The 16054-nt window shown below is 31.0% G+C and carries 29 protein-coding genes; 17 read left to right on the top strand and 12 right to left on the bottom strand.

The window, feature by feature from the left end; all coding sequences use genetic code 11:
• Positions 1-152 precede the first annotated feature (152 nt).
• Positions 153-497: a hypothetical protein gene (locus DNJ73_RS05445; RefSeq protein ID WP_158466676.1), complete on the bottom strand. Its 345-nt coding sequence runs from the start codon at positions 495-497 to the stop codon at positions 153-155.
• Between the two features lie 860 nt (positions 498-1357).
• Between DNJ73_RS05445 and DNJ73_RS09880 the strand changes: the two genes are divergently transcribed.
• Together DNJ73_RS09880 and DNJ73_RS09875 are read left to right on the top strand one after the other, a co-directional pair.
• Entirely contained in the window at positions 1358-1498 is a 141-nt protein-coding gene (locus DNJ73_RS09880) for a hypothetical protein (RefSeq protein WP_187152572.1), read from the top strand.
• Positions 1499-1763: 265 nt separating this feature from the next.
• Positions 1764-1934 (top strand): hypothetical protein, encoded by a 171-nt coding sequence (locus tag DNJ73_RS09875; protein ID WP_187152571.1) that lies wholly within the window; start codon positions 1764-1766, stop codon positions 1932-1934.
• A 37-nt stretch (positions 1935-1971) separates the two neighbouring features.
• Here the strand turns inward: DNJ73_RS09875 and DNJ73_RS10160 are convergent, their stop codons facing one another.
• The 6 genes from DNJ73_RS10160 to DNJ73_RS05425 all read right to left on the bottom strand — a co-directional run bounded on the left by DNJ73_RS10160 (position 1972) and on the right by DNJ73_RS05425 (position 4531).
• Positions 1972-2106 (bottom strand): hypothetical protein, encoded by a 135-nt coding sequence (locus tag DNJ73_RS10160; protein ID WP_257473339.1) that lies wholly within the window; start codon positions 2104-2106, stop codon positions 1972-1974.
• A 2-nt stretch (positions 2107-2108) separates the two neighbouring features.
• Positions 2109-2210: a chlorophyll a/b-binding protein gene (locus DNJ73_RS05440; protein ID WP_158466675.1), complete on the bottom strand. Its 102-nt coding sequence runs from the start codon at positions 2208-2210 to the stop codon at positions 2109-2111.
• A gap of 122 nt (positions 2211-2332) precedes the next feature.
• Positions 2333-2626 carry an MTH1187 family thiamine-binding protein gene (locus tag DNJ73_RS05435; RefSeq protein WP_158466674.1) on the bottom strand — a complete coding sequence of 98 codons (294 nt, stop codon included), beginning with the start codon at positions 2624-2626 and terminating at the stop codon, positions 2333-2335.
• A gap of 520 nt (positions 2627-3146) precedes the next feature.
• Positions 3147-3584 carry a hypothetical protein gene (locus DNJ73_RS05430; RefSeq protein WP_257473338.1) on the bottom strand — a complete coding sequence of 146 codons (438 nt, stop codon included), beginning with the start codon at positions 3582-3584 and terminating at the stop codon, positions 3147-3149.
• 114 nt (positions 3585-3698) lie between these two features.
• Positions 3699-3845 carry a hypothetical protein gene (locus DNJ73_RS09870; RefSeq protein WP_187152598.1) on the bottom strand — a complete coding sequence of 49 codons (147 nt, stop codon included), beginning with the start codon at positions 3843-3845 and terminating at the stop codon, positions 3699-3701.
• Entirely contained in the window at positions 3845-4531 is a 687-nt protein-coding gene (locus DNJ73_RS05425; RefSeq protein WP_158466673.1) for an NAD-dependent DNA ligase, read from the bottom strand. Before DNJ73_RS05425 ends, DNJ73_RS09870 begins: the two co-directional genes overlap by 1 nt.
• A gap of 86 nt (positions 4532-4617) precedes the next feature.
• Here DNJ73_RS05425 and DNJ73_RS05420 point away from each other — a divergent pair, with 86 nt between their 5' ends.
• The 9 genes from DNJ73_RS05420 to DNJ73_RS05380 all read left to right on the top strand — a co-directional run bounded on the left by DNJ73_RS05420 (position 4618) and on the right by DNJ73_RS05380 (position 6975).
• Positions 4618-4878: a hypothetical protein gene (locus tag DNJ73_RS05420; protein WP_158466672.1), complete on the top strand. Its 261-nt coding sequence runs from the start codon at positions 4618-4620 to the stop codon at positions 4876-4878.
• 3 nt (positions 4879-4881) lie between these two features.
• Positions 4882-5514 (top strand): DUF938 domain-containing protein, encoded by a 633-nt coding sequence (locus DNJ73_RS05415; protein ID WP_158466671.1) that lies wholly within the window; start codon positions 4882-4884, stop codon positions 5512-5514.
• A gap of 84 nt (positions 5515-5598) precedes the next feature.
• Complete coding sequence (locus DNJ73_RS05410) at positions 5599-5871, top strand: DUF4090 family protein (protein ID WP_158466670.1); 273 nt, start codon at positions 5599-5601, stop codon at positions 5869-5871.
• A gap of 239 nt (positions 5872-6110) precedes the next feature.
• Positions 6111-6218, top strand: a complete 108-nt coding sequence (locus tag DNJ73_RS05405; protein ID WP_011125327.1) for a high light inducible protein — start codon at positions 6111-6113, stop codon at positions 6216-6218.
• A gap of 11 nt (positions 6219-6229) precedes the next feature.
• Positions 6230-6433 (top strand): high light inducible protein, encoded by a 204-nt coding sequence (locus DNJ73_RS05400; RefSeq protein WP_158466669.1) that lies wholly within the window; start codon positions 6230-6232, stop codon positions 6431-6433.
• Positions 6434-6444: 11 nt separating this feature from the next.
• The gene (locus tag DNJ73_RS05395) at positions 6445-6564 is read left to right on the top strand and encodes a high light inducible protein (RefSeq protein WP_011294968.1); all 120 of its coding nucleotides are present in this window, start codon (positions 6445-6447) and stop codon (positions 6562-6564) included.
• Positions 6564-6710, top strand: coding sequence for a high light inducible protein (locus tag DNJ73_RS05390; RefSeq protein ID WP_158466668.1), 147 nt, complete (start codon positions 6564-6566; stop codon positions 6708-6710). Before DNJ73_RS05395 ends, DNJ73_RS05390 begins: the two co-directional genes overlap by 1 nt.
• A complete protein-coding gene (locus tag DNJ73_RS05385) occupies positions 6710-6856 on the top strand; it encodes a high light inducible protein (protein WP_158466667.1) in 147 nt (48 codons plus the stop codon). Before DNJ73_RS05390 ends, DNJ73_RS05385 begins: the two co-directional genes overlap by 1 nt.
• Complete coding sequence (locus DNJ73_RS05380; protein WP_158466666.1) at positions 6856-6975, top strand: chlorophyll a/b-binding protein; 120 nt, start codon at positions 6856-6858, stop codon at positions 6973-6975. The genes DNJ73_RS05385 and DNJ73_RS05380 overlap by 1 nt, the downstream gene beginning before the upstream one ends.
• Before the next feature lie 266 nt (positions 6976-7241).
• On the opposite strand, the gene DNJ73_RS09865 is transcribed toward DNJ73_RS05380, so the two are convergent.
• The 4 genes from DNJ73_RS09865 to DNJ73_RS05365 form a co-directional block, all read right to left on the bottom strand.
• Positions 7242-7400: a hypothetical protein gene (locus DNJ73_RS09865; RefSeq protein ID WP_187152570.1), complete on the bottom strand. Its 159-nt coding sequence runs from the start codon at positions 7398-7400 to the stop codon at positions 7242-7244.
• 400 nt (positions 7401-7800) lie between these two features.
• Positions 7801-8022, bottom strand: a complete 222-nt coding sequence (locus tag DNJ73_RS05375) for a hypothetical protein (protein ID WP_158466665.1) — start codon at positions 8020-8022, stop codon at positions 7801-7803.
• Between the two features lie 36 nt (positions 8023-8058).
• Positions 8059-8313 (bottom strand): hypothetical protein, encoded by a 255-nt coding sequence (locus DNJ73_RS05370; RefSeq protein ID WP_158466664.1) that lies wholly within the window; start codon positions 8311-8313, stop codon positions 8059-8061.
• 65 nt (positions 8314-8378) lie between these two features.
• On the bottom strand, positions 8379-8630 hold the full coding sequence (locus DNJ73_RS05365) for a hypothetical protein (protein ID WP_158466663.1): 252 nt from the start codon (positions 8628-8630) through the stop codon (positions 8379-8381).
• Between the two features lie 379 nt (positions 8631-9009).
• Between DNJ73_RS05365 and DNJ73_RS05360 the strand changes: the two genes are divergently transcribed.
• The 4 genes from DNJ73_RS05360 (at position 9010) to DNJ73_RS05350 (ending at position 12079) form a co-directional block, all read left to right on the top strand.
• On the top strand, positions 9010-9612 hold the full coding sequence (locus tag DNJ73_RS05360; RefSeq protein WP_158466662.1) for an NAD-dependent DNA ligase: 603 nt from the start codon (positions 9010-9012) through the stop codon (positions 9610-9612).
• Positions 9613-9733: 121 nt separating this feature from the next.
• A complete protein-coding gene (locus DNJ73_RS09860) occupies positions 9734-9901 on the top strand; it encodes a hypothetical protein (RefSeq protein ID WP_187152569.1) in 168 nt (55 codons plus the stop codon).
• Between the two features lie 1056 nt (positions 9902-10957).
• Positions 10958-11314 carry an AbrB family transcriptional regulator gene (locus DNJ73_RS05355; RefSeq protein ID WP_158466661.1) on the top strand — a complete coding sequence of 119 codons (357 nt, stop codon included), beginning with the start codon at positions 10958-10960 and terminating at the stop codon, positions 11312-11314.
• Between the two features lie 528 nt (positions 11315-11842).
• Entirely contained in the window at positions 11843-12079 is a 237-nt protein-coding gene (locus DNJ73_RS05350) for a hypothetical protein (RefSeq protein WP_261792590.1), read from the top strand.
• Between the two features lie 473 nt (positions 12080-12552).
• Here the strand turns inward: DNJ73_RS05350 and DNJ73_RS05345 are convergent, their stop codons facing one another.
• On the bottom strand, positions 12553-12954 hold the full coding sequence (locus DNJ73_RS05345) for a DCC1-like thiol-disulfide oxidoreductase family protein (RefSeq protein ID WP_158466660.1): 402 nt from the start codon (positions 12952-12954) through the stop codon (positions 12553-12555).
• A gap of 1170 nt (positions 12955-14124) precedes the next feature.
• On the opposite strand from DNJ73_RS05345, the gene DNJ73_RS05335 reads away from it, so the two are divergent.
• Both DNJ73_RS05335 and DNJ73_RS05330 read left to right on the top strand, forming a co-directional pair.
• Positions 14125-15417 (top strand): DUF2130 domain-containing protein, encoded by a 1293-nt coding sequence (locus DNJ73_RS05335; protein WP_158466658.1) that lies wholly within the window; start codon positions 14125-14127, stop codon positions 15415-15417.
• Positions 15418-15490: 73 nt separating this feature from the next.
• On the top strand, positions 15491-16039 hold the full coding sequence (locus DNJ73_RS05330) for a GIY-YIG nuclease family protein (protein ID WP_307613572.1): 549 nt from the start codon (positions 15491-15493) through the stop codon (positions 16037-16039).
• Positions 16040-16054 lie beyond the last annotated feature (15 nt).

The raw sequence follows: 16054 nt of genomic DNA, 5'->3' as shown, positions 1-16054 counted from the left end.
CTTGCAATAACGCATCATATTTGTGGCCTGACTGCAATAAATATATTATCGGATGTCTTTAAATATTCTTTGCTAGAGGAATTTTCCTTATGCCACACAAGCAAATTATCGCGTTCATTCGTTAAGTGGATCGTATTAGAAAATTGCTAAAACTACTTTGAATTGGGGAAGTATTTTGAATAGGCATCACCATTTAAGATGCAAAAATCGAATAAAAATATCTTAAAGTTTTCTGGGTATTCTTTCCATGGCAGACTTATTAACTCTTCAAGCTCCGTTTCACTAAGTTTTTTCATATTTGCGTATACGTAAAACCCGTCATCTAAGTCTTTTGGGATATCTTCATTAACCGAGCTTGTTGATTCATCTGAATCAGTAAAAAATGCTTCCTTAGATGAATCGAAAAATTCAATTTTTTGATGATCAGTTCTACATCCTTTAGCTATTTCTGCGAAAATGCTTATTTGGTCTTGTTTACTTGTTTGTTCTCTCGACATATTGATGTTTTGATTTGAGATAAAATTCTTATACCCCAAACTTACTATTTTTGATCAGGTTAAGTGGAAATGCAATGGGCATTAAGGCTGATTGCGTTGAGGTGCGAATAGAGCAAAGATACGTTTGTTGAGCTCAGAGGCACCATTAATGGTCGACACTCCACCTGAGTATTTAAGAGAAGCGAACTGAATTCTGGTTCCTGCTCCAACATTCTCAATGAATAAGTAGGCTATTCGTCTGATGCGACAAGGATCAATGATATAGGTGCGTCAATTCAGTCGAAGCTCCTCTGCATCGTTTAGGTGCCCTAACGGAGTACAAAAGCCTTTCTACTAGACACTTGGCCCCAGGCCACCAATATCCAGAAGCTTCTGCAAAGAATCGGTAAAGAAAAAGGGCCCCCTAGGGCCCTTTTTAAATGTCTAATTAACAGAGATTTATTCTTTCTACGGTTTCCCTACCTAAGACGTACGGTCCTACAGAACCAAGGAAGAAAAGGGAATTTTAGTATTAATGTACGTCAGGCAATCAATTGCATTGGTCATCAATTGATTGGCTTCTGGGGGGGAGCACTGACGTTTCTTATTCAAAGAAACAACCTTCTAAAGCTCAGTATAAAAAGAAGGTTGTCCTGAGAAGTTCAAAAAATATAAGAACAAACCTCTATCAGCCGTGTAGGAATAATTACTTAACATCTAATCCTTTTAGTCATAGTTATTAGGTATCGAGATTTGATAAGAAAATTTTATACAGAGTTATGTTTTTGTTGAACATACCGAAAAGTAATTATCCCTATCGGTCTTTACGGTCTCTGAGACTGATTAGGAGTGGTTAAATTTACGCTTGATATTATTTTTTTATGTCTAAAGAAACCTACCAAGAAATCAAAAGAATAAGTGGTGAGGAATTACAAGAACTGCTATCTGATTTGGATAATGTTTATGATTTAGGAACAGGCACTGTGATGGGTGATAGTTATTTTACTTCAACAGATTATTAGGTTACATATTTTTACCAATGTTTTGTTGAATTTGTTATTTGATTTTTTTTTCTCTACATTTTAAGAAATCAAGTTTGCAATGAACCATTTGTTGGCGACCTATATTGATCTAATTCAAAGTTTTGGTTTTATATTTTTAACGACCTTTGTAGGCTTTATCACCTTAAAAATAATTTCAGAGAACAACAAGGATAATTACATTGAATCTGTGAAAATAAAAGTTGATGAATGAATTATTTGCTAGAACATAAAATAAAATAGAAAAATGCCCAAAGCTTTTGAGCAATTTAAATTCTCTGATGATCAAAGAATAGGAGCAGTTTCCACATTTTGGGAGAACGTCCATCTTGCGGCCAAGGCCTTAAAAGAAGATACTAATTGCCCTAACGAGATCATTGCTAGTGGCTTAAGAGCCGTAGCAGCAGAATGGGATTAATTATGTGGTTAGTTTAAAGTCTGGAGCCTATTAACTTCTAATCTTTTTTGGGCGCGTTATTTGATTCTGGATTCTTTTTTTCTTCTTCTTCTTTTTTAAATCGCTCCATGGCTTTACTTCCTATCGCATCTTCGATTAATTCAAAAAACCATGTCTTAATAGGGTTAGCCATTCTTAACGAATTAGATAGTTTGTGAATAACCAGGTAGCAACGATAAACATAGCTGCTCTTCCGTGAATAACTTCTGATCTGCTTAGACGAGCAAAGATAGTCATTAATTACCGTGCTGCTATCCCTTTTATATCAGTACTTCTAATAGTATGCATGGGTAATTGTTGGGATCTTTCTTTTGTTTTAGGTTTTCAGACTTTTGCTCAATGCTTTTAATTTTTTTTTTCTATCGGGCTCTTACGCTTTGTACTTTTTCTTTAAATAATTGCTTCTTATCTATACGTGTATTTACTTTTAAGGTTGTGTAAACGCGAGGAGCACCTTTGCTATGAACGACCTCATGGCATTTTTTTACGCATTCAAAAACTTGATCCCACTCTCCTTCAATTGCAGTTCCATTTGGACCTAGTTCATAATCAAGCTTATACTCCTCAATAATTAATAAGCATGCCTTTATATATGGAGATAATGAGATACCTACTCCTATTGGAACCAAGCAAAGGTCTATACTTACCCACATATTAATTTTAAAAATAACGATTTATCTACAAATACTAGCTAGTAATTTTTGAGCTAAAAAGGATTTTTATTGAGAGCTTTTTAATGCAAAATTTAATTTAGGTCGGTTATCACTCAGATCCCGGTCTTTTTTGTCTCTCGTCCGCTTTTTTTATTTCATAAAATTTAAAAAACTATTAGCTATGGAAAGTAAGAAAATCAAGGTTTTACCAATTGCTATGATTACTTTTGGTATTTTTATAAGTAGTGTTACTGTGATATTTTCATAAATGCAGTAATTTGATAATTTTAATAAATTAATTAAATCAAATAAATATCTTATATGAATTTATTCAACATAGTAATAATTATTGCTATTTCAACGGTATCTCTGTACTTGATCTTTCTGTTGTTAGGTGTGGGTGGTATAGCTCAAAATAGAGAGGCGCAAGGTCTTGATCCTAAATCAAACAAGTGATTTTGTAATTTCTCTAAGGAATTTTATAGGTTTTTTCGCTGAATATTTTGATGTTTAGAGATTATTAACCCCTGCTTTTTTCACATGTCCCTATCAATGTTCTATTTCTAATGGGAGATTCAACTATGTAGGTTCCAAGTGTTCCATGTATTTTATATTTCGTTTTGATCCTATTACTTTTGTCTCTAAGCGTAATAGTGTATGAATTTCTTCTAATCAAAGTCCGACCTTCTTTTTTTAAACCTTTATTGTTAATGGTAGATTTTAGTCCAACAAGATTAATTGTTAGGTAGCTTGTTTCCCAGTCTGGTTTTATTAATGGACCTCTATTTATTTCAAATTTACCAGTACATTTAAGGAATAGTTCTTCTGAGTTTGCTTGCTGAATTGGAAGCAAGATTAATCCTGAAAGAAATAACAGTATGTATCTATTATAAGAAAATGGAAGTAAAATTCTTAAATAATTGAAATTAGTTCTTGAACTTCGATTATTTTTAATCATATATTTCTTTAATTAAATTTTGATTTTATTGAATTTTAATATAAAACCATAGTTTGTAGTTGGTTGTTTAGCTAATAACAAATTGAAGTTATTCATAATGATTGGCAAAAAAGATTAATCTTTTCTCCCTTTTAAAATCATTGTTAATGGTACACCTACTGTAAATAGTATTCCTATTATTAGGATCATCAAGCCTGTTGGAGAAAATATGTCTACTCCTCCAATTACTTGTGAAACATCTTTGGTTGCTATTAACAGCATTAGTTTATGGCATATGCCCAATGTGATGACAGATTATTTTCTCCAAGCCTCTTTTGCAATTTTCTTGAATTTATTTTCAATACAATTCCGTTGGTTGGATAGCTTTTAAATATTTTGCCATCCTTCCAGCATTGACGAAAAATTTCAATATCTGAAATGTAGTTAGTAAATTGTGTATGTGGAACTTCAAAATTAAGGTTTTTTAATTCTTGAAGAGCTTGGAAGTGATTAATATTGCAATGAAATATTTGAAAAGCACAGAAGTTAAGTGCTTTTTTCATAGCTAGTGATTGATGAAGCCACTTGTTGCCCATCTTTTTGTTTTTATTAGATGAATTCTCAGGCTCGTATAGAACTCCTCTTAGTTCTAACCTTTTTTTTATTGCGATGTTTTTAGGAACACTCTCTAGTGTCATAACCTTTTCTGTTATGTCTTCACTTCTTTTATTTATAGCTTTATTTATGTATCCATCGATATATTGAATACCAATACTTAATCCAATGATTTTGGGCTCTAAAATTAGTCTAGTGTTTGGAAGAAGTTTATCTAACCATTCTCGAAGATTTCCTTTTCCTAATGATAAAAATGCTCTTTGTCCAGATTTGTAATTAAATATCGAATTTTGAGATGAGATCCTTTCAAGATTCTTTATTAGGTGATCAAATTTTCCTTTATTCTTATTCATGATTTGTGCTTACACATTCGATCTAATAAACTTTCTTTAATGGTAGCCTTAATAAGAATATACAAATTTTATTTCTCAATTCAAGAATGAGTAGATATTATTGTCCTTTCTGCTCTTCTCGTTATCAACTTACAAAGACTAGGCGTGACGGTGTTTTGATATGTGGTCAATGCGACGAACCGTTGATAAAAAGTCCATTAATAAATTCAAAAAAAATTTTTGGTCTAGTTGCTGCATCAGCTTTTCTGGCTCCTCTACTAATAATGATTCTTTTTGTTATTGAAGAAATTAATACTGATGAGTTTCCCACTAATTCTGAACCTTTAGTTCGCTTGAGTTTTAAGTAATTAATGAAACCTGTAAGTTTTGATGATCGACTCAATTTTCCTGCAACATTAAGGAACCGTGAATATATTTTGAGTGTACTGAGTAATTACATTCCTGATAATGGATTGATTCTGGAAATTGCAAGTGGAAGTGGGGAACATGGTGTGTTTTTTCAAAAGTCATTTCCTTCCATTATTTGGCAGACTAGTGATCCTGAATTAATACATCGTAAAAGCATTGTTTCTTGGATTGATCATTACGGTCTTTCCTTAAAGATGCCAAAACCATTGGACATTGATGTTGAAAAAAGACCTTGGCCAATTACGAATAAACTCAGGGATTTAATAAAAGGAATTGTTTGCATTAACATGATTCATATTTCACCTTGGAGTTGTACGAAAGCTTTGTTTGAGGAATCAAAAAATTATATGCAAAAAAATAATTTCTTGATTCTATATGGACCATTTTTTATTAAGGGTATAAAGACTTCACTGAGTAATTTGAATTTTGACCAATCATTAAAAATGCAAAACCCACTTTGGGGAATTCGTCCTTTAAGCAGAGTTAATAATATTGCCTCTGAGAATGGATTTGAACTAGATAAAATAATTGAGATGCCAGCTAATAATGTTTCTGTGATATTTCGCTTAAAGTAAAAGACTCTCTTTCATTATTTTTGACTTCAAATTTCAATATAGAGCTGATTAGATAGGACAATAGATATAGTGCTCATATTTAATGTGGATTTTTCTGGCCCTGATGCAATTGATAAGGCTATTGAAGCTGGTTTTGATCTTGACGGAAGTCCAATCCCTTCAGAAATGCTATTTCTTTATAAAGAAGTAATGGATAAAGAAAATGCACGAAAAAGGACTGGAGTTAAGAAATCGATGCGTAACCGAATTGTTAAAACCGGGTCTAAACATTTAGATCAAGAAACTCTCAATACACGTTTACTTAATGCTGGTTGGGATGGATTAAGACCGAAAGAAATAGAATTCTTTTACAAATAAAATCGAAGCTACCAAGAGAAAATTATAAATAGGTGTCACACCTTTTTTATTCTAATGTTTTTTTATATTTAGTTCTTAAAGCTCTATACATTGTTTTCTTGAGCTATAACTCTTTGCAATTAAAAGCCTTTTTGTATTATTTGATTCTGAATGATCGATTGATGAGGCAAGCCGTACAGATCGACCTTTACATTGGTTAACAATAGTGTTACATTTATTTACATAAATATTTTTTTATTATGACTCCTGAAGCAGAAAAGTTTAACGGATGGGCAGCGATGCTTGGCTTTGTTGCAGCCTTCGGTGCGTATGCGACAACAGGTCAAATCATTCCTGGCATTTTTTAAGTTTTTCAGCAATGTCCTCTTCTACATCTCAAGTAATTACAGAGTATGGCAAGCAAAATATATTTGCTCGCGAAACTCCACCTCAATTGGTAGAGAACTATACCAATTACCCCAAGGAAGCCGAAAAGACAAATGGTCGATGGGCCATGGTTGGCATGATTAGCCTTTTAGGCGCATACGTCTCAACCGGTCAAATCATTCCTGGAATTTTCTAAATAACTTAACCATGCAACCATCTAACAAAACAATATTAGAACGAAGCATTGGCAGACCTGCCATGATGGCTTTCGTTCTTCTAACAGGTATCTATCTAACTACTGGTCAACTTATTCCTGGTGTCGTTTAATGAAAAAACAAACTAAGCAAGCAGTAAGAGTTGAAGAAGGCAAAATTATTGCTGAAAGACTCAACGGATATGCAGCATTTATTGGATGCTGGGCCTTGATAGGTGCTTACCTAACAACAGGTCAGATCATTCCTGGAATTGTCTAATGACAAATGAGATTATCAACTTACAAAAAATAGACCCGGAAAAAGTCATCGCTGAAAAGTTGAATGGATACGCAGCATTATTCGGATGCACAGCTCTCATGGGCGCGTATTTTACTACCGGTCAAATTATTCCAGGATTTGTTTGATGGAAAACAATTACTGGAAGACAGCTGAATTGATGAACGGTCGTCTCGCGATGATGGGTTTATTAGCTGCTGTTATTAACTATGGATTTACTGGCTGGATTATTCCTGGCTTTATTTAAAACAATTTTTTAATCAAATGGCTTTAAGTTATTGGCTTCGCGCAGAAGTAGACGATCTTCTTAATGAAGACACTTTTTTTGACATCTCAGAATATTCATGTCTTCTAGAAGATACTGACTGGGCTTAAAATTAGTTGATAAATATCGACAATGCAAACTACATTTAATTGTCAACTATGTAAACAAAGTTTTTTTGAATCATACTGGAGGAGAAAAGGTTTAATTTTATGCAAGCAATGTTTTATAAAGCTACAAAAAAATCAAAATTAGATTACTTTTACATCTTCACCTTTTAAATGAACCTCAACACATTTTGTTGTACATTCAATTGTCTCTTCATCTAATGAGCAAGCAGTAACACATTCGAAGTACGTGTCGATTGCGTCCCTTTTTTCCTCTTCTTTAAGGTCTTCAATTTTATTCATAAGTAGTCCTTGATCAAGAATGATAATTATGTATTAATATATACAGTTTTACAATCAGCATTTTTTACTAAACTTGAATTTATAAATTATTTACCATCAGTTGTGAATAATTTATAAATTCTTAATTAACATCTTGTTAATTATCGAATTTAAAATTCAATTGTTTTTATTAGTGATTCCGACAAAAATTCAATGGATTAAATATCTATCACCCTTGTTTGGTATGATGTTTTGTCCTTTAACGATTCTTTTCTTATGGACTATTTGGTCCGAGCCGGTGATTAATCCAGAACCCGGATTTGTAGAGAAGGTAGAGCCTTAGAATGTTATAAACCTGTTATTAATATTTAGTATAAGTTTTTTTTTAAACCATAGTTTTGAGTAAATAATATTAAATAAATTATGCTGCCTTCTTTTGGTTGTTTGAATCTATAGAGCAAAATTGACTCTGATTTAGTTCTATTGTGAGAAGTTCAATAGCTTGTTCCAGCTCATCTTCTGTTTTAAATCCTAAGACATCTGCTGGTTCTAAACCCAGTGAGCTGAAATCAGGTTCTATGCCAAATGGTTCTATCTTTTCTAAAGAACCAACTATGTCTTCTAGTTCTTCTAATTCAGTCATAATATTTTTATAAGAACTGAATTATTTTTAAAATATTTATGAAACTTCAAGTTTGAATCCTTTATCTAATAGTTGTTGGTATGTGAGTCTTGCTTGAAATGCAAGAATCTCAATTGGCTCTTTATCGTCTCTTTGCATAATGAAATAGTGGTTGTCTTCACCTTTTCTCGCAAAGATAACAATTTCAGATCCTCTTACCAGTCTCCAACAATCTAGAGATTTATGTTCGGATAATGGTCCTAAATCCCATGGAGCCTTCTCTGGATACTTCTCTCTTTTAACCCTTGGCATGTATTGAAAGTGACTATATCTTTAGCCTACACTTATGATCTTCAACGTCAAGAATTATTCTTTAATCAGGAAACGGCGGCTAAAGAATATCCTTCGTCAAACAATCTTTGATATGTAAATCTTGCTTCATATTCTTTAAAGGCCTCCCTTTTTCCATCATTCTTTTGGATATATACATATTTATCGTTTAAACGACTTCTAGTAAATGTATAAACGTTATCTGATTTTGTTAGCATCCATCGAATCGTTTTGTAGTTACTATGGTTTATATTCAAATCCCATGGAATATCTTCAGGATATTTCTCTAGTATTGTCATATAATCCCTAATGCCTACATAAACTATTATATCTAATCGTTGTAGACATGAGAATAAATACTGGATCTTGTGAATAACGACTTATTTAGTGACTGATATTCTCAATAAAATATCGTAAAACTTTAGATATTAACTAATTTTACATATATAAATATTAGTGTTAGTACATAACTCATGAACCTTTCTCATAATACTAACCGAATTTATTATTTTTAAATTGAATTTTTCTTTTAAAATTCCTTAAAACTGTCAGAAGTAAAATTGATTTTCCTAGTTTTTCTTTAATCAATTGCTTCTCTAATTTTTTATTTGTTTTTGATTCCTTAAGAAAAAAAGTTATTGAAGCTACTTAGCTCTTCCTGTTCGTAATGATATACATATGAGATTACTCGGACTCGATAAGGATTGTTTTTCAAACTGGTGGTCAAAACTTCCAGAGGGTACAACTATGGTTGTTCAACCAAAAATTGAAGGGTGTGCAATAGCTTTGAGATATAAATATGGGCAATTAGTAGATGCATATTCACGCGAGAATACAGAAATTATCGAAAATATAAGGACTATCAATACTATTCCATTGACTATTGATGATTCTTTAAAAGTTGAAGTAGAGCTAGAGGGGATTTTATATTCTCCAACTTCTAATTCCAAATATTTACGAGAGCAATTGCTATCGAATTCAAATCAGACGCATGATACTCAGCATCAACTTTTATTTTTAGCTTTGCAGATATTTTGTTCCGATGGTGATGAGTTGTCAGATTTGACTCAACTTCAGAATTGGGGATTTGAGGTTCCTATTACACTAAGAACTGATGATCCTAAACAAGTCAAAAGGTGGCATTCTCAATGGATAAATAGGGAATTGTTTTCAAATTTCCCTACTAACGGAATTGTAGCTAAATGCAATTCTTCTTCGATAAAGAATATTTTAGGTGTCAGTTCCTCCTCCCCAAATTGGGCATTAGCATTAACCCGATGAGATTGTTAGTGCTTTTTCTTGCTATTTCAATTCTTTCTTAACTATCCCTATTCTGTTTTTTTTTATGAATATTGCCAAAACAGTTGATTGAAAATATTATTTAAATAATGATCTTCTTAATATGGCATTTACTGATAAGCAAATGTTTGAAGCAATAGAAAAAAATGTGGATGTCAAAGATTGCTTTACAAAAATTTCGGAAGCATGCAAGGAGCTTAAAAGTAGTACAGGTTGTCCTGACGCTGATGTGGATCGGTTTCTTGAATTTGCAATTGGCAAGTGGAACTGATTTAAAATTTAAAATTTCGCATTTGAGTCAATATTAATTTGTACTCATTCAATTTAATCAAGCTTCAGTAATCATTCAGGCGCAATTTAATTACAAGTTTTTGTATTTGTAAGTGGTATTAAAGGTCATCTCTCCATAACAATTGACCGCCTATATGGAAAAGCGATATTAGCTTGATAATGATTTGTTCTCTCACGAAATGTTTTGGACTATATCCATTTTCTATTAATACATATTTCCAATTATTTTCTCTGCCTAAGCTAGCTTTTAGCTTCAATCCTTACTTTTAAAAAATCTAAGACATTGAGATAAGCAAAGCTATTTTGATTATGAATGATCAAAGTAGGATGTTTTATCTGTGATGATATGTAATGGTGATCTCTTTTAAACCATAATCAAGATGAATATATCTAAAAGGCTTGCCTTTTATAATCAGATGATTTCACCTCCTAGTATGTTTAAAATATTATGTTCTTGAGTACTTAGTCAGATTTAAGGAAAATAATAAATCTCAAGGAATGGTTGAAAGTTATTTTTTCTTTTTGATACTAGGAATTTAATAGAGTTCCAAATAATCCAGCAAATGCTGAAAGGATGAATATAGATACGATAAAAAAAGCTAGGATTTTAGAGAGATTCATTTTTTGTTGTAATAAGTAATTTTATTCTGATTCATTTCTTATCGATTATTCAAGGGTAAAGCTTTATAAACTGAACGGATTTATAGGAGTAGTTATTCGGTGAGTTCATAGCTGTCTTTAAAATTTACAGATCTTTTATTATTTTATAAACTTTTTCTTGCTATTGCTGGCGATTGAGCGTTTTCTAATAGATAAATGATTGGCTGAATCATTCACCTTAAGGTTTGCCAAAAACGACCTTTCCTATAAATCTATGCCCAGATCTCTGAATAATTTTCCACATAACCTTGAATTTCTGAGTTTCATCTAGTAGCTTCTGTTCCCATAACTTTTAGCTTTAATGTCTTGGACTAATATAAATATTGTAAGTTTGTTAATTATAAGTTAGTATTATAAGTACAACCATTTATTTATCATGCTCACTGGTAAGGATTTATTAGCCAAGGTCAAAGACTTGGGAGATGTCTCAAAATCTGATCTTGTTAAAGCTTGTGGATATGTATCCACTAAGAAAGGAGGCGGAGAGCGTCTTAACTATACTGCTTTTTATGAAGCACTTCTTGAGGCTAAAGGTGTAAACCTAGCCGCTGAAAGTGCTGGTGGTATTGGTAAGGGAGGAAGAAAACTTAGTTACGTGGCTACTGTTCAAGGAAATGGAAACCTATTGATAGGAAAGGCCTATACAGCTCTTTTAGATCTCAAACCAGGTGATAATTTTGAGATTAAGATGGGACGTAAAGGTTTCCGTTTGGTTCCAGAAGGAGACGGTTAATCGCTTAAAAGTTCTTCTAAATCATTTAGATATGGCCGCGAAGCAAATATGCTTCGTGGCTTTTTTATTGTCTAAATAATCCATGATAAATAGCCTTGTTTAATCATCTATATTTTATTTACTCGACTACATTTACAGCATCCTTTTCAAATCTTTTATTGTTTTTTCTCTTCAGCTTTATTCCTTTTAAAAAGGCAGGACTTTCATTTTTTTTAGTTTTCCTGTTTGTGTCCTATTAAAAAAAATGCATATTTCATTAGTAAATTATTGATTTTTATAGCGTCCTCATAGTCTTTCAATTGATTTTTAACTATCATCTTTTTGTAATTTCAGTCATTTTCTTGTCATCTCAATAAATTAGATCTTACTTTTTCTTCATCGTTAGCATTTTAGATAAATCGTTGTCAAGCTTCTCGCTTTCCTTCTGCCCCTTCATTTTATTGATACGTTAAGTACTTTTATTGATTTACGTTTGTATTTTTATATTCACATTTCAATATCTGACTTTGTTATATTTTTCTATGTAGAGTGAATCCTAATTTCTTGTTTGATCCCCTATATGATGAGCTTGTTACTAATACCTCGGAATTAATCGTTTTTTTTACTCGACATTTTTTTATTGAGCTTGTTTTGCCACTTTCTATTTTTACTGCTGTGATGCTTACATTGTTTGTTGATTGGAGTTGGATTCCCATTTCATCTGTTGAGAAGGGAGAAGGTGATACTCTCGAGGATTTAAAAAAAAACTATATGAATGATTTTTAATTTTTAATATATTTACTTATTGATTACCATACCTAAAATTATTTTTTTGTTTTGCTCCTGGATTGTATCCCGAAATAAATGGATAAACCTATTAAAAGGACAACAAGCAATGAACTGCTATTTCCTAGGATTTCTAAAAGCATATCTTTTCCGATATTTAAATTATATTTTAGCTATTTAAACTCGCTCAAACTATAAGATTTATTCTCATATACACTGCTGTTACAAATTTTTGATGTAACTAGCGGATTTTTTAGATAGTATTCTTTGAATAATTAACTTTTAGTTTGATAACAGGATAAGTAGTGATTTACTGGTGTCTAAAAAATAAGTTTTTGGAATATTAAAAATCTACAGCACTAGTTCTCTCCCCCATTACATATAGTAAATTTCTAGTCTGGGTTACCTGTCATTCAAACTAAAATCCCATTTCAAGAATTGCTAACGGTGTTACGGTTTAATATTAGATTAATTCAATAGTATTGGTTGCTTTCGCTAACTGGTTGCCAAACTTTGCCTTTTAGTGACAATGACAATCTTCTCGCCCATAAAAGAAAAGGGAATAAAATTTTAGTCCTTTTGTTAGATGTAAAAATAATCCTCAGTACTTCTAATAATGAGTCACTGGGATCTTTAAGCTCAGAGCAAATCCAGTTTATAGCCTCAGCACCATGTTTGATATCTCCGTTACTTATAAGGATTGCTCCATTATTCAAATCATATCCTTGCTTATACAGTTCCGTTAATTTATCGAGATTTTCTCTACCGTCTAAAACTTTTAACGATGGCAGACTGCTTTTTAACTCAAGTAATTGAGCAAAGTGATTGCAAAAAGGACATTCACCGTCATATATAAATAAGTTTTTATCGGACATGGTTATATTTGATTAAAACCATCTTACATATAGAGTTAATGCAATCGTGCTTATAGGTATTGATTTTATTAGTGATCTCAAAAAATCAAGAGATGATAGATTATATCAAATAGTTCTAAAGTCCATTAACTTTAAATCTTATTTTAAATAGATAATTATTTCTAATCTTATAGTTGTTATAAATATAACTTGTTTAATATAGACCACAATGATTGAATTCTAAAGTAATAAGTCATTTTCAATAAATAATCATATTTAATGCTATGAACCTGTATTTGAATACAATTTAGTAAATAAAATATTTATTATTTCTTATTCCAATAGATTTTAAATCTAATTCTATAAAATTAAAATAACAAATAAGTATATATTTTAGTTCGTATTCTTAAATATACTACTCTTAACGTTTTCCTCTTGTATCTGTGGTCGTAATAATGACATAGGAAGTGCTGTTACTATAGCGAATGAAAGAACTAGAATCAAATCAGTAGTGAAGTGACTTATACCTAGCTCAGAGTGGGCAAGAGCAAAGTTTAGATAGGACATTTCATTTCTATAAATACGAAGCAACATTAAGTTAATTTGTATCTAAGTTTGTATAATGTAGTAAAAGTTATTAATGAAATTTTATATATATTTCACATACTATATGACATATATTTGTTAAGTCTTTGATTGATTCAAATATTTTTGATGTTTTGTTTTTAATAATTCCTCACTTACCGCTAAAATTCTTTAGTATTAACACTACGTTTGTTTTTTGGAAGCTATTCGCTCATAAAGGACATTATGTTGATAATCCTCTCCTATATACGCTATTCAAATGCATCATTAAAGATTGATACGTATTTTTTATTTGGCGCGATAATCTTTTTTTTAATTTGTGGCATATTAATATTTCAAAATCAAATTTGGGAAGAAGAAGAGTTTTCACGAAATCGGAAATGGCTCAAATGGAAAGCCGATGCAATCAAGGAAAATAAAGCTGATTTGTCAAGCATTTACCCATGCTCCAAAAAATAATTTTTAATTTTAAGCCTCGATTGAAGACATTTTTATTCTGAAAACTTTGTTATCTGTTGCTTTTTGGGTTTAACATATTAGTTGCTTGATAAGCATAAAGAAGATAAAAAGAATCTATTAAACTGCTTTTTCTTTTTTTAATTGGATATGAATGAAATTAAATGTCCTGAATGTGGGAGTTCCATAAGAATAGATGAAGATAGTTACTCCAACATAATTAAGCAAGTAAGAGATCAGGAGTTTGAAGAAGAAATCAGCAAAAGATTAGAACTCTTAGAAGCTGATAAAAATAAATCAATTGATCTTGCAGTTAATAATATTCGCATTCAAATGCAAGAGGCTTCATTTTTATATGAAAAAAAACTACAGGCTCTTCAGTCGCAGTTGTTTGCAGCTGATGCTGAGAAAAACATGGCCGTCAACAAAATAAAACACGCTTTGGAAAAAGAACGAGATTCTCTAGCTTTTTTGTTGGATAAAACTAAAGAAAATAATGAATATGATAAAAAAATAGCTGTTTCTAGTGCAATTACTGAATTTAAAGAAGACTATGAAAAGATTAAGAATAATCTAGATAAAGTTGAATTACAAAAAGAGTTATCTGAAAGGTCAATAAAAATGAAGTATGAGATGAAGTTAAAAGAACGTGATGATCTCATTGAACGTCTTCGAGATATGAAAATAAAACTCTCTACAAAAATGGTAGGTGAGTCACTGGAGCAACATTGCGAAAATGAATTTAATCGTTTGCGTGCAAGCGCTTTTCCTAATGCATATTTTGAAAAAGATAATGATTCTAGCCAGGGAACCAAAGGAGACTATATTTTTCGTGATAACGATAATAAAGGAAACGAAATCGTATCCATTATGTTTGAGATGAAAAATGAATGTGATACTACATCTACAAAGAAGAAAAACGAGGATTTCTTTAAACAGTTAAATAAGGATCGTATTGAAAAGAATTGTGAATACGCAGTTTTAGTTTCGTTATTAGAATCTGATAATGATTTATTTAATTCTGGTATTGTTGATGTTTCATATCGATATCCAAAAATGTATGTTGTACGTCCACAATGTTTCATGCCTATTATTTCTTTATTAAGAAATACCTCAATAAAAGCTCTAGAATATAAGGCCGAATTAGCACTAATTAAAGAACAAAATATAGACATTACTAATTTTGAAAAGAGTCTTGAATTATTTAAAGATGCTTTTGGTAAAAATTATTCACTCGCTTCAAAACGTTTCGAATCCGCTATTATTGAAATAGATAAATCTATCAATCATTTGCAAAAAACTAAAGATGCGTTACTTGGTGCAGATAGAAATCTACGTTTGGCTAATGATAAAGCTCAAGATGTCACTGTGAAGAGATTGACTAGAAATAACCCCACTATGAGAGAGAAGTTTAACTTAATTAGCAACACTGAGGCAGCATAATTAAATAATATATATTTATAAAAATATTATTATAAAGTTTCTTTTTTAATAATATAATTTTATTAAATTATTAATGTATATGAGTGGTTGGTTGTATTTAATTAAAAATGGTAACTTATATAAGATTGGAATAACTAAAAATCTTGATAATAGGATGCGTCAATTAAAACCAGATTATATTGTTGCAAAATTATATTCAGACCAATTTAAGAAATTAGAGAAGGAATTCCATCAAAGATATAAAAATGTGAGGATCCCTCAAACTGAGTATTTTCGACTAGATCAAAAACATATTAGAGAGATTAAACGGAGAATTAATAAAATCAAATATTCTAAAAGGGTTATTTTAGAAAATTTAATAAAATCATGCTGCTTATTACTATGTATGTTTTTTATTGTACTTACTTTTATGTATTTAACTGTTAATGATTTAGAAAACATACTTTATAGGTCACTTTCTCTAATGGAGAAGATTTCATATTTTTTTTCCTTTATTACTTTATTTCTTAAATCGGATAAATATCTAAGTTTTTGGAATGAAATAAAATATAGATTATCAAGTACATTTATATTTTTCCTATCTGCTTTATTCTTTAAGGTTGCTTCGGTTTTTTTACTTTAAAAAATACTGCTACTC

It is taken from the genome of Prochlorococcus marinus XMU1408 (genome assembly GCF_003208055.1).
Lineage (GTDB): Bacteria > Cyanobacteriota > Cyanobacteriia > PCC-6307 > Cyanobiaceae > Prochlorococcus_B > Prochlorococcus_B marinus_A.
Note: the sequence above shows the minus strand (reverse complement) of the source record. Positions and strands in the feature narration are given on the sequence as shown.